Raw genomic sequence first — 11,966 nt, 5'->3', positions numbered from 1 at the left:
GACCCGTCGGCGCCCTCTTCGGCGTGCGCGTCCGTGTGCGTCTCGATCGTCACCGCCGCCTCCCCTCCACCGTGTCGCCCGCATGGGACGCTCTTTGCAGCGACTCATGCGCCGTCTTGCGGCTCACGGACTTGCCCGACCGGGGCGGCTTGACCGTGGGTACGACCCACCGGCCGTACCCGTTCGGGCACGCTCCGGCAGGCCGCGGTATGTCGTGCCACCGTCAGCACGGCCGGGCCGGCGGTGGAAGGCATCATGGCGGCACACGCAGCTCAAATGATGCCATGTTGTTACGCGATCTATGTTGTGCGCTTAGCCTGCATGGTCGGGCAATCCTCTTTGTACGCGAGGCTAGGTCGCAGAGGGCCGTTCGGTCAAGGAGACCTCATCCGGAAGCAGGTGGGACGCACGGCACACGTGTGCTTACACCCAGCTCATACTAACCACGGGTCAGCAGCGTCACTCATCGGGGGTTTCCGCCGATCATGGACAAATCGGCCGAGCTGGATCGGGGCTCGGTCACCATTCCCGCGGGGCGGAACGGCCGCCTTGCGCGCGACCCTCGCTCAGAGCACGTCCGGATCCCCGCGGACCGCATCGGCCAGCGCGTCCGGGTCGATCTGGTCGACGACCTCCGCGTAATCGCCGTCCAACTCTTCGGCCTCGGCCGCCTGGGCCTCCATCGCGGCCTTGACCGCGCGGATCGCGATGCCGGCCGGGTAACCCTTGCGCGCCAGCATTCCCACCACGCGCCGGAAGACCGCGTCCGGTTCGCCCCGGGCCACCCGGACCTTGCGCTCGGCGAGCGCGTAGGCCGTGGCCTCCTCGGTCTCCGGGTCCAGCTCGTCGAGCGCGGCCCCGGCCGTCTCCTTGTCCACGCCCTTGCGGCGCAACTCGTCGGCAAGCGCGCGGCGGGACAGGCCGCGGCCGCGGTGCCGGGTGGCGACCCACTCCCGGGCGAACGCCGCGTCGTCGATCATGCCGACCTCGTCGTAGCGGGCGAGGACGGACTCGATCACCTCGGCGGAGATCTCCCGCTTGGTCAACGCGGTGGCCAGCTCAGCACGGGTGCGTGGGCGGGTGGAGAGCTGCCTCAGGCAGATCTCCCGGGCCAGCTCGGCTTCGTCGCGCGGCTTGGGCGCGGGCTTCGCCTCGGGCTCGCCGATCCCGGCCGGGGAGCCCTGTGCCGGAGAGCGCTGTGCCGGGGAGCCCTGTGCCGGAGCGAAGCCCCCGACGCCGGCCAGGAATCCCTCGACCGAGCCGAAGCCCTCAAGGCCGGCCGCATCAGCAAGGCCGGCACCATCGCGGCCTCCGTGAGCCCGGCCGACGCCACCCTGGCCGGCCTCAGCCCGGCCGCGTTTCCACCGCCCGGCTCCGGCCGCACCTTCGACACCGGCTTCAGGTTCGCCTTCGGGTTCGGCCTCCGCCTCGGGCTCGACTCCGGAAGAGCCGGAGGCCCCGAAGACCTCGTAGATCTCCTCGCCCGGCTGTGCGCGGGACGATGAGCGTCGCGCCCGGGGCGGTGCGGCATCCCAGCCCCGCCCCGAACGCGCTCCGCGTCGGCCTGCCATGAGCTAACGATCCTCGGATCAGAAGTCGACCGGCGGCAGCTCCGGGCCACCAGCGGCATCACCGGTGGTCACGCCCACGCCGAGCTTCTCCAGGATCTTCTTCTCGATCTCGGCGGCAACGTCCGGGTTCTCCTTGAGGAACTCGCGCGCCTTCTCCTTGCCCTGGCCGAGCTGGTCGCCGTCGTACGTGTACCACGCACCCGACTTCCGGATGATGCTCTGCTCCACGCCGACATCGATGAGCGAGCCCTCGCGGGAGATGCCCTTGCCGTACATGATGTCGAACTCGGCCTGCTTGAACGGCGCCGCGACCTTGTTCTTCACGACCTTGACGCGGGTGCGGTTGCCCACCACGTCGGTGCCGTCCTTGAGGCTCTCGATGCGGCGCACGTCGAGCCGGACCGAGGCGTAGAACTTCAGCGCGCGACCACCTGTCGTGGTCTCCGGCGAGCCGAACATGACGCCGATCTTCTCGCGGAGCTGGTTGATGAAGATCGCCGTGGTGTTCGAGTTGTTGAGAATACCGGTGATCTTGCGGAGCGCCTGGCTCATCAGGCGGGCCTGCAGACCGACGTGGCTGTCGCCCATCTCGCCCTCGATCTCGGCGCGGGGCACAAGAGCCGCCACGGAGTCGATGACGATGACGTCGAGCGCGCCGGAGCGGACCAGCATGTCGACGATCTCGAGGGCCTGCTCACCCGTGTCGGGCTGGGAGACCAGCAGCGCGTCGGTGTCGACACCGAGCGCCTTCGCGTACTCCGGGTCGAGCGCGTGCTCGGCGTCGATGAACGCCGCGATGCCGCCGGCCCGCTGCACGTTGGCGACCGCGTGGAGCGCCACGGTGGTCTTACCCGACGACTCCGGGCCGTAGACCTCGACGACCCGGCCGCGCGGCAGACCGCCCACGCCGAGCGCCACGTCGAGCGCGATGGAACCGGTAGGGATGATCTCCATCTGGACATGCGGCTTCTCGCCGAGCCGCATCACGGAGCCCTTGCCGAACTGCTTGTCGATCTGCGCCAGAGCAAGCTCGAGCGCCTTTTCGCGGTCAGGACCTGCCGCCATTGAACCCACCCCTACATTCGCCGACTTCGCGGGCGTCTTCGAAGAACCTTTCGTCACGCGCAACACGCTAGGCGCTGGGTATGACAAAAACAGCCTCCGGGGGCCGCCGATGCCGAACCCTTACCCGGAAACGCACGATAGCCGAACACATGTACGAGATCCACGCGACACGCCCCGAACGGGTGTTCTATTCGCAATACTTACTTACCGTAGCGTCGCCGGCACGCGATCGGGATATGCCGCGCAGACCGCGCGCCAGATGGTGACGGTCGCGACACCCGAGTCCAGCGCCTCGCGCACGGTCTTGCCACCAAGCGTGGTCAGCACCTGGTCCGTTGCGATGCTCGGCGCGTAACCCGCCCCGAACACCGCGTCCATCCGCTGCCAGAAATCGGTCAGCCGCACCTGGAAATCCTCTCGGCAGTAGCCAGCCTGAACCGCAACGCTAGCGCCAGCACCGGCAACGCGGCCATCGCGGCCACCACTGTCAGCGTGCCATAACCGGCCAGTGCCACCACCACGCCGCTGAACGCGCCCGCACTCGCGCCGGCAACGCCCATGACCAGGTCGGACAACCCTTGCACGGCGGGCCGGGAGCCGGGCGGAACCGACTCGGAGAGCAGTGTCGAGCCGCCGACCATCGTGCCGGACCAGCCGAGCCCGAGCAGCGCCAGGCCGAGCGTCAGCCGTGGGGTGTCGTGCCCGGCCGTGCCCGCGATCACACAGGCCGCAAGCAGCAGCGCCAGCCCGCCGATGATGACCGCGCGGCGCCCGTACCAGTCGGCGAGCCAGCCGGTGACCGGCGACAGCCCGTACATGCCGGCGATGTGCACGCTGAGCACGATCCCGACCACGCGCAGCAGGTCCGCGTCGGAGTGCCCCTCACCGAGGTGCACAGGTGTCATGGACATCACCGCGACCATCACCGCGTGCCCGGTGGCGACGGCCGCGATCGCGAGCCGCGCCGCGGGCAGCCGGGCCACCACCCGGGCGCCCGCGCGTACCCCCACCACCTGAGGAGCTGACGAACCCACAGAGCCGTCGCGGGTACGGGCGAGAAGGAGCGGATCCGGGCGCAGCAGGACGAGGAGCACAAGGGCCGCGAGCGCGAACGCCACGCCGCTGACCACGAACGCGCCGCTGAGCACCGGCAGCCGCAGCCCGGCCACGGCGCGGTCCGCCAGGTCGGCCAGGTTCGGCGCGGCAACGGATCCGATCGTGGCGGACCACACCACGAGCGACAGGTCCCGCCCACGGCGACCGGGCTCGGCCAGGTCCACCGCGACGTACCGTGCCTGCAGGTTCGCCGCGGTGCCGCCACCGAACAGGAACATGCCGAGGAAGAGCAGCGGCACCGAGCCGGCCACGGCCGCGAGCACCACGAGCACCGCACCGAGCGCGCCCACCAGGTAGGCCAGCACCAGGCCCGGCCGCCGCCCGCGCGCCTGCACCAGCCGGGTGACGGGCACCGCGAGCAGCGCGCTTCCGATCACCGCGCCGCTGCCGGGCAGGCCGGACAGGCCGACGCCGGCCATCCGCGCGGAGAGCAGCGCGCCGACGGTGATCCCGATCGCCACACCGATCCCGCCGATGATCTGGGTAACGGCAAGCAGCGCGAGCGTGCGCCGCTGCACCCCCGTGACGCTCATGAGAACCCCCGACCACCGTGAGAGACATTCACGGTAGTCGGGGAATCGATCATGTAAACGCGGCGGCCGCCACCGTCAGGTCCGCGACGAGCCCGTTGTAGGCCGCGTCCCGGTCGTCCGCCCGCAGCACCGCGGACGGGTGGATGGTGGCCAGCGCCTTCGCCTCGTGGTCGGCCGGGAAGTCCTGCGGGCGCTGCGCCGAGGCGGGCCACGGCATGAGCTGCCCGCGCTGCCGGGTGACCCGGAACGACGGGCCGAGCACCGCCTTGGCCGCGGTCGCGCCGAGCAGCACCACCAGGTCCGGCCGGAGCAGCGCGAACTCGCCCATCAGCCACGGGTGGCAGGCCGTGATGTGCTCCTGCTCCGGCGTCTTGTGGATGCGCCGCGCGCCGCGCCGCTCGAACCGGAAGTGCTTCACCGAGTTCGTGATGTAGAGGCTCGATACCGGCAGGCCCGCGTCGTCGACCGCGCGCCGGAGCAGGTGCCCGGCCGGGCCGATGAACGGCAGGCCGTGCTGGTCCTCCATGTCGCCGGGCTGCTCGCCGACGAAGATCACCCGGGCGTGCTCGTCGCCGCGGCCGAAGACCACCTGGGTGGCGGGCTCCCACAGCTCGCAGCCGCGGCAGGCGGGGGCGGCGGCGCGCAGTTCCGCGATCGAGGACACGTCCGGGGGTACGAATGGGGCAGCCGTCTGCATAGCAGCATGTTCTACCGCAGCGGTACGACAGAATCCGTCATGCCGTCAGCGCCACCGAGGAGCGTGCCGGGACCGCATCGAGCGCGGCCGCCGCGGCCACCGCGTCCGCCAGGGGTGCGATGTCGTCCTCGCCCAGTGGGCTGACCGTGATCCGGATGGCGGGCGGCGACGCGAGCCGGAACAACGCGCCCGGCGCCACCACGTATCCGGCGTCGCGAAGCGCGGCGACCGCGCGCGTCTCGTCCGGCACGCGGACCCACACGTTGAGCCCGGTGCGGCCGCGCGCGTCGAGCCCGTGTGCGGACAGCGCGGCCCGCAGTGCGAGACGCCGGGTGACGTAGCTGTCCCGCGCCCGGATCACCCCGTTGATCACCTCGTCGTCCCGCCACAGGTAGAGCACCACGTGTTGAAGCAGCGTGGACACCCACCCGGCACCGACCCGCATCCGGCCCACCACGCGCGCGATCGTCACCTCGTCGCCGGCCACCACGGCGAGCCGCAGGTCCGGCCCGTAGGGCTTGGAGACCGACCGCACGAACGCCCACGCCCCGGCGGCCCCGGCCAGCGTGTGCAGCGTGACCGGCGCCAGCTCGGCCGCGTGGTCGTCCTCGATGAGCAGCACCGTCGGGAACTCGGCAAGCACGGCCCGCAGCTCCGCCGCCCGGTAGGCGCTGACCGCCGCGCCGGTCGGGTTCTGCGCACGGGTGGTGACGATCACCGCGCCCGCGCCGGACGCGAGCGCGGCGCGCATGCCTTCCGCGGTCGGGCCCTCGTCGTCGACAGGCATCGGCACCGCGGTCAGGCCGAGCGCCGCGATCAGGTCGAGCGCGTTAGCCCAGCCCGGGTCCTCGACCGCGACCTTGTCGCCGGGCCGCAGGTGCGCGGAGAGCAGCCGCTCCATCGCATCGAGCGCGCCGCTGGTGACAGTGAAGCCGGCCCGCTCGACCGGGATGCCGTCGCCGGCGAACCGGTCCCGGGCCAGCTCGACCAGCTCGGGCAGTGCGCCGCCGTCCGTGTAGTTGGTCGGCGAGTACTCCGCGGCGGCGAGCCGGGCCAGCCGGGGGGCGAGCGCGGGCATCAGCGAGAGGTCCGGCTCGCCGGTGGAGAGGTCGAGCGCGCCGGGCGGCGACGGCAGCCGCAGCGCGGACCGGCCGGAGCTGGCGATCGGCGGGCGCTCCCGGACCCGGGTGCCGTTACGGCCGGCGGTCTCGATCAGCCCGCGCTGCCGGAGCTGCTGATACGCCTTGGCCACGGTCGCCGGGCTGCAGCTCAGCGCCTTGGCCAGCGCGCGCACGGGCGGGAGCCCCGCGCCGGGGCCGAGGTCGCCGGTGCGCACGCCGGTCTCCACGCTCTCCGAGATCTCGGCGGCCGTGGACCCTACGATCTGATAATGTGCTGCCACAGTTTTCCTACTGTACTAGAACAAAGCTGAGGTGGCCACCCGTGGGAGACGACTTCTCACCTACTCATCGCACCACGGCACTGCGCGACAAGGGGCGGATTCGCTACGACCGGGCCATGGCCCACGAGATCCTGGACGAGTGCTTCGAGGGGCACCTCGGGTTCGTTGTCGACGGCGAGCCGCGCGTGCTGCCCACCCTGATCGTGCGCGTCGGCGACACGCTCTACCTGCACGGCTCCACCGGCAGCCGGCCGATGCTCGCGGCGCGCGGCGACGGGCTGCGCGTCTGCGTCGAGGCCACGGTCCTGGACGCGCTGGTGCTGGCACGCTCCCAGTTCAACCACAGCGCGAACTACCGGTCCGTGATCGTCCACGGCACGGCCGTGCCGGTCACCGACCCGGCGGAGAAGGCGCGTGCGCTCACCGCGCTGGTCGACAAGATCGCTGTGGGCCGTGCCGCCGACTCCCGGCCCAGCACGAAAAAGGAGCTGAGCCAGACCACCCTGCTGGCGCTGCCGCTGACCGAGGTGTCGACGAAGGTCCGGGCGCACGGCGTGGGCGAGGAGGAGCCGGGCGACGAGACGCTGCCGCACTGGGCCGGGCTGCTGCCGCTGAGCCGGGTACGCGGCCTCCCGCAGCCGGACGAGGGCGTCACCACACCCGTACCCCCGTATCTGAAGCCTGTGACCAGTCCGTGGATGACCGCGGAGTCGCTGGCCGGCGAGCACGTCACGCTTGAGCCGCTCGACCTGGCGCACGCGGAAGGGCTGCTGGCGAGCTGCGGCGACCCGGCCGTGTGGCAGCACATGCTGGTCACGGCGCCTGCGGACGTGGGAGAGATGCGCGCCTACCTGCGGGCCCGGCTGGCGGCGGCGCACGCGATGTGGGTGCAGAAGGACGCGCGGACCGGCGAGATCATCGGCTCCACGTCGTACTACGACATCAACGAGACGCACCGCACGCTCGCGATCGGCCATACGTTCGTCGCGCCGAGCCACTGGCGGACAGGCGTCAACACCGAGTCCAAGCTGCTGCTGCTCACCCGCGCGTTCGAGCAGCTCGGCGCGGTCCGGGTGGAGTGGCACACAGATCTGCGGAACGTACGGTCACAGGCCGCGATCGAGCGACTCGGCGCGGTCCGGGAGGGTGTGCTGCGCCGGCACCGGCGACGGGCCGACGGCACCTGGCGGGACACAGTGCTCTACGCGATGACCGACGACAGGTGGCCGGACTCACGTGACGCTCTGCGGGAACGGCTTCGCGCGCACGCCGCCGGAGGCTCATGATGCAGGGCGTGCTGGGAGTGACAGACCTCTGGACCTACGTGATCGGCACGGTGGCGATCATCCTGCTGCCGGGCCCGAACTCGCTGTACGTGCTCTCCGTCGCCGCCCGCCGGGGCATCGGCGTGGGCTACCGGGCCGCGTGCGGCGTGTTCCTCGGCGACGCGCTGCTGATGATCCTCTCCGCGGCCGGGGTGGCGTCGCTGCTGCGCGCGTACCCGCCGCTGTTCCTCGTCATCAAGTACGCGGGCGCCGCCTACCTGTGCTGGGTCGGCTTCAGTATGCTCCGCGCGGCCTGGCGCCGCCGCCGTGCGGAGGAGACGGTGGCGGAGGAGGCGCCGATCGGGCGGCCGTTCCGCAAGGCGCTGGTGATCAGCCTGATGAACCCGAAGGCGATCCTGTTCTTCGTCTCGTTCTTCATCCAGTTCGTGGACCCGTCCTACGCCCACCCCGAACTGACGTTCCTGCTGCTCGGCGCGATCGTGCAGGTCTGCAGCGCGCTCTACCTGACCGCGCTGATCCTCTCCGGCAGCTACCTGGCCGCGCAGTTCCGCCGCCGGCACCTGCTGGCCCGGGCCGGCACCACTGCGGTCGGCGCGCTCTTCCTCGCCTTCGGCGCCAAGCTCGCCACCGCAAGCCTTTAACAGCATGCGGGGGTACGGGGCGCGCGCCCCGTACCCCCGCATGCTTGTGATCTTCGGTCTTGCCGGCGTTGACCTACTCTTCGTCGCCGCCCTCGAACATGTCCTCCATGGCCTCACCGAGGATCATGCCGCCGATCAGGCCACCGGCCGCGCCCGCGACGACGCCGCCCATGCCGCCGCCGTGGCCGCGGTGCCGCTGGTGGCCGTGGTAGCCACCGTGACCGCCGTGCCCGTAGCCCTGACCGTAACCGGGTGCCTGACCGTAACCGGGTGCCTGGCCGTAGCCGCCGGACGCGGGGTAGCCGGGCGGCGGGTAGCCGCCAGGAGCGCCGTAGCCCGGGGCGCCGTGGCCGTAACCGCCGCCGTGGCTGGACCGCATCGACGAGTAGCCGCCGACCGCCTGCTGCATCCAGCCGTCGACGACCTGCGCCCAGTCCGTGTTGTCCGCCTGCGCGTGCGAGACCTGGTACCGCCCGTAGGTGTCCCGGCCCTCGGTGAAGAAGCCGCCGCGCTTGTCGAACTCGAGCACGATGTCCATGCCCTGCGGGTTGGTCACGAAGGTCAGCTCGACCTCGTTGATCGTGCCCTGGTACTGCGCGGGCGGGTAGAACTCGATCTCCTGGTAGAACGGCAGCTGCTGGTTGACGCCGGTGATCCGGCCGCGCTCCAGGTCCGCCGTCTTGAAGTGGAATCCGAGCCGCATGAACGCGTCAAGGATCTTCTCCTGGATCGGCAGCGGGTGCACGTAGATCGGGTCGAGATCGCCCTTGTCCACCGCGCGCGCGACGGACAGCTCGGTGCGCAGGCCCATCGTCATGCCGCGCAGCCGCTGGCCGTAGACGTCGGTGATCGGCGTCTCCCAGGGAATCGGGAAGCGGACCGGCAGCTGCCGCCGCTCGTTCGCCTCAAGCCGGAACGCGCCGGCCACGACCACCCGGTGGAACTCCATCACCGAGTCCCACTCGGTGTCGTGGCCCTCGACCTCGACGCGGGTGACCAGGCCGAGCGCGACGTGCTCGATGTCGACGGCCGTGGTGCCGCCGAGGATGTTCACCTGCCCGTCGAGCATCAGCCCGGGGCGGGTGTTCGGGTTGGCGAGCACCGTGTCGATGGACGGCCCGCCCACGCCGAGGGCGCTGAGCATCTTCTTGAAGACCATGATCCTCGTCCTCCTTGACCTAAAAGTCCGTTATATCCGTATAAATCTGGGCGTTAGCTGTGCGGTGGAGCTTCCCACTGTCGCTCAGCGCATGCGCCGGCCGCGCGGCACCTCGTCGGTCTCGTCGTCGAACTCGCCGATGACCTCCTCAAGGAGATCCTCGAGCGCGACGAAACCAACAGTCGCCTCCGCGTCCGCCACAAGCGCGAACTGTGCCCGCTCGGCCCGCATCCGGCCGACCGCCTGCATCAGCGTGTCGGCCGCGCTCAGCGTGAACGGCGCCGACATCAGCTCCGACGCGGTCGCGCCGCCGAGGCCGGCCGTGGCCCGCACCGCGTCCCGCACGTGGACCATGCCCAGCACGCCCGGCGTGGCCGGATCGATCACGGCCAGCCGGGACCTGCCGGTCGCGTGCGAGACCTCCTCGATCCGGAACGCCGTGTCGCCCGGTGCCACGCTCACCATCTCCGCGGCCGGCGTGGCGATCTCCGCCACAGTCGTCCGCTGCAAGGCGAGCATGCTCGTCAACAGCGCGTGCTGATCCACCGGAAGTGTGCCGTGCGCGCGCGACTGCTCCAGCAGCATGCGCAACTCCTCCGGGTCGTGCACCTGCGCGAGCTCGGTCTGCGGCTCGATCCGGAAAAGCCGCAGGATCGCGTTCGCGGACGCGTTCAGCGCGATCAGGATCGGGCGCACCGCGCGGGCGAACCCGCGGAACGGCAGCGCCAACAACCGGGCCGAGTTCTCCGGGTGGGAGATCGCCCACGACTTCGGCATCATCTCACCCAGCACCAGGTGCAGGAACGTGACAAGCAGCAGCGCGAACAGGAACGCCACCACGTGACTCGGCGCGTCCGGCAGGTGCGCCTTGTGCAGCAGCGGGGCCACCAGATTCTCGATCGCGGGCTCGGCGAGCGCACCGAGAGCAAGCGAGCAGAGCGTGATGCCGAGCTGCGCGCCGGCAAGCATGACCGTCAGCTCACGGCTGCCGGCAAGCGCGGCCCGGTCCGCAGCGTCGCCGCCGACCGCCGCGTGCTCCAGCCGGTACCGCTTGCTGGCGATCAGCGCGAACTCGGCGGCCACGAAGAACGCGTTCCCGAGCAGCAGCGCCAGCGAGAAGACTATGGCCCAGGTGGTGCTCATGAGTTCCTCGCCCGACCGCTCATTGGACCTTCACCCGCACGGTGCCCGCCACGTGCCGGTCCACCGAGATCACGCTGACCAGGGCCCGCTCCTCGGCGTCGAGACCCGGGAGCGTCAGCTCAAGCGCGTCACCGACCTCCGGGACGCGGCCCAGCTGGCGCATGATCAGGCCGGACACCGTGTCGTACTCGTCCGCCTCGGGCAGCGCGATGCCTGTCGCATCCGCAACCTCGTCGATCCGCCAGCGGGCCGGGACCAGCCACGAGCCGTCGTCCTGCCGGACCGGGGAGGCCTCGGGCAGGTCGTCCTCATCGCGGATCGGGCCGACCAACTCCTCGGCGATGTCCTCAAGCGTGATCACGCCGGCGAAGCCGCCGTACTCGTCGACCACGAGCGCCAACTGCCGGTGCCCGGCCCGCAGCCGGTCCAGCACCGCCGGGACCGGCAGCGACTCCGGCACCATCAGCGGCGGCGACGCGATCTCACTCACCGGCACCTCGGACCGGCGCGCCGGCGGAATCGCCAGCACGTCGTTGATCCCGACCACGCCGATCACGTCGTCGACGCCGTCCGCACCGCGCACCGGGAACCGGGAGTGACCTGACGCCAGCAGCTCGACCACCCGGCTGACCGGATCGTCCGCGCGCACGCTTGCCACGTCCACCCGCGGCACCATCACCTCACCCGCCGTCAGCCGGCGGAAGTCCAGACCGCGGTCGAGCAGCGCGGACGTCTCGGCGTCCAGGTGCCCTTCCTTCTGCGCCTCCGCGATGATCTGCGTCAGATCCTCCGCAGTGGCGCCCTCCGGCAGCTCCTCGACCGGCTCAATGCCGATCCGGCGCAACAGCCGGCTGGCCGCGATGTCGAACAGCTTGATCACCGGCCCGAACACGGCGAGATAGATCAACGTCGACCGGCTCAGCGCCTTGGCCAGCACCTCCGGCCGCGCGATCGCCAGGTTCTTGGGAGCGAGCTCACCAAAAATCATCTGAACGACCGTGGCGAACGTCAGCGCCAGCGCCATCGAGATCGGGTAACTCACCCCCGCCGGCACGCCCGCGCCACCGATCAGCGCATCAAGCCCGCCACCCAGAAAGGGCTCCGCGACGTAACCGACGAGCAGCGCCGTCACGGTGATGCCCAACTGCGCGCCGGAAAGGACGAAGGAGAGCCGCTCGGTGACCTTCAGCGCCCTGGCAGCGGCGGCGTCGCCCGCCTCCGCCTCCTGGCGCAGCTTGCCACGGTCCACGGCTACGTAACCGAACTCCTGGGCCACGAAGTAGCCGGTAGCAACGGTCACCACGAAAATCAGAAGCAGCCCGACCGCGATCAACACGGTGAATCACCTGTGGT

At 71.0% G+C, this 11,966-nt stretch carries 11 protein-coding genes; 2 read left to right on the top strand and 9 right to left on the bottom strand.

Going from position 1 to position 11,966, the window contains the following annotated elements:
* Nucleotides 1–566 precede the first annotated feature (566 nt).
* From ACIA8K_RS21385 to ACIA8K_RS21360, 6 genes are all read right to left on the bottom strand, one after another.
* Nucleotides 567–1,166 carry a regulatory protein RecX gene (locus ACIA8K_RS21385; protein ID WP_396062217.1) on the bottom strand — a complete coding sequence of 200 codons (600 nt, stop codon included), beginning with the start codon at nt 1,164–1,166 and terminating at the stop codon, nt 567–569.
* 423 nt (nt 1,167–1,589) lie between these two features.
* Complete coding sequence (gene recA / locus ACIA8K_RS21380) at nt 1,590–2,636, bottom strand: recombinase RecA (protein WP_396061822.1); 1,047 nt, start codon at nt 2,634–2,636, stop codon at nt 1,590–1,592.
* A gap of 204 nt (nt 2,637–2,840) precedes the next feature.
* Entirely contained in the window at nt 2,841–3,041 is a 201-nt protein-coding gene (locus ACIA8K_RS21375) for a DUF3046 domain-containing protein (RefSeq protein WP_396061820.1), read from the bottom strand.
* On the bottom strand, nt 3,032–4,285 hold the full coding sequence (locus ACIA8K_RS21370) for an MFS transporter (protein WP_396061818.1): 1,254 nt from the start codon (nt 4,283–4,285) through the stop codon (nt 3,032–3,034). Before ACIA8K_RS21370 ends, ACIA8K_RS21375 begins: the two co-directional genes overlap by 10 nt.
* A gap of 49 nt (nt 4,286–4,334) precedes the next feature.
* Nucleotides 4,335–4,982: a UdgX family uracil-DNA binding protein gene (locus ACIA8K_RS21365; protein ID WP_396061816.1), complete on the bottom strand. Its 648-nt coding sequence runs from the start codon at nt 4,980–4,982 to the stop codon at nt 4,335–4,337.
* A gap of 37 nt (nt 4,983–5,019) precedes the next feature.
* Nucleotides 5,020–6,384, bottom strand: coding sequence for an aminotransferase class I/II-fold pyridoxal phosphate-dependent enzyme (locus tag ACIA8K_RS21360; protein ID WP_396061814.1), 1,365 nt, complete (start codon nt 6,382–6,384; stop codon nt 5,020–5,022).
* A gap of 41 nt (nt 6,385–6,425) precedes the next feature.
* Here ACIA8K_RS21360 and ACIA8K_RS21355 point away from each other — a divergent pair, with 41 nt between their 5' ends.
* Together ACIA8K_RS21355 and leuE are read left to right on the top strand one after the other, a co-directional pair.
* Nucleotides 6,426–7,670 (top strand): bifunctional pyridoxamine 5'-phosphate oxidase family protein/GNAT family N-acetyltransferase, encoded by a 1,245-nt coding sequence (locus ACIA8K_RS21355; protein WP_396061812.1) that lies wholly within the window; start codon nt 6,426–6,428, stop codon nt 7,668–7,670.
* On the top strand, nt 7,667–8,311 hold the full coding sequence (gene leuE / locus ACIA8K_RS21350; protein ID WP_396061810.1) for a leucine efflux protein LeuE: 645 nt from the start codon (nt 7,667–7,669) through the stop codon (nt 8,309–8,311). The genes ACIA8K_RS21355 and leuE overlap by 4 nt, the downstream gene beginning before the upstream one ends.
* 73 nt (nt 8,312–8,384) lie before the next feature.
* Here the strand turns inward: leuE and ACIA8K_RS21345 are convergent, their stop codons facing one another.
* The 3 genes from ACIA8K_RS21345 to ACIA8K_RS21335 form a co-directional block, all read right to left on the bottom strand.
* Nucleotides 8,385–9,470, bottom strand: coding sequence for a sporulation protein (locus ACIA8K_RS21345; RefSeq protein ID WP_396061808.1), 1,086 nt, complete (start codon nt 9,468–9,470; stop codon nt 8,385–8,387).
* Between the two features lie 84 nt (nt 9,471–9,554).
* A complete protein-coding gene (locus ACIA8K_RS21340) occupies nt 9,555–10,613 on the bottom strand; it encodes a hemolysin family protein (protein WP_396061806.1) in 1,059 nt (352 codons plus the stop codon).
* A gap of 19 nt (nt 10,614–10,632) precedes the next feature.
* Nucleotides 10,633–11,949 carry a hemolysin family protein gene (locus tag ACIA8K_RS21335; protein ID WP_396061804.1) on the bottom strand — a complete coding sequence of 439 codons (1,317 nt, stop codon included), beginning with the start codon at nt 11,947–11,949 and terminating at the stop codon, nt 10,633–10,635.
* Nucleotides 11,950–11,966: the final 17 nt, after the last annotated feature.

Origin of the sequence: Catenuloplanes sp. NPDC051500 (assembly GCF_044454585.1) — a bacterium.
GTDB lineage: Bacteria > Actinomycetota > Actinomycetes > Mycobacteriales > Micromonosporaceae > Catenuloplanes.
The sequence above is the reverse complement of the archived record's forward strand: the minus strand, read 5'-3'. Positions and strand labels throughout refer to the sequence as shown.

Excerpts from the sequence above, each read along its gene's own strand:
- recA (WP_396061822.1), bottom strand. The coding sequence starts at position 2,636 with ATGGCGGCAGGTCCTGACCGCGAAAAGGCGCTCGAGCTTGCTCTGGCG.
- ACIA8K_RS21370 (WP_396061818.1), bottom strand. The coding sequence starts at position 4,285 with ATGAGCGTCACGGGGGTGCAGCGGCGCACGCTCGCGCTGCTTGCCGTT.
- ACIA8K_RS21365 (WP_396061816.1), bottom strand. The coding sequence starts at position 4,982 with ATGCAGACGGCTGCCCCATTCGTACCCCCGGACGTGTCCTCGATCGCG.
- leuE (WP_396061810.1), top strand. The coding sequence starts at position 7,667 with ATGATGCAGGGCGTGCTGGGAGTGACAGACCTCTGGACCTACGTGATC.
- ACIA8K_RS21345 (WP_396061808.1), bottom strand. The coding sequence starts at position 9,470 with ATGGTCTTCAAGAAGATGCTCAGCGCCCTCGGCGTGGGCGGGCCGTCC.
- ACIA8K_RS21340 (WP_396061806.1), bottom strand. The coding sequence starts at position 10,613 with ATGAGCACCACCTGGGCCATAGTCTTCTCGCTGGCGCTGCTGCTCGGG.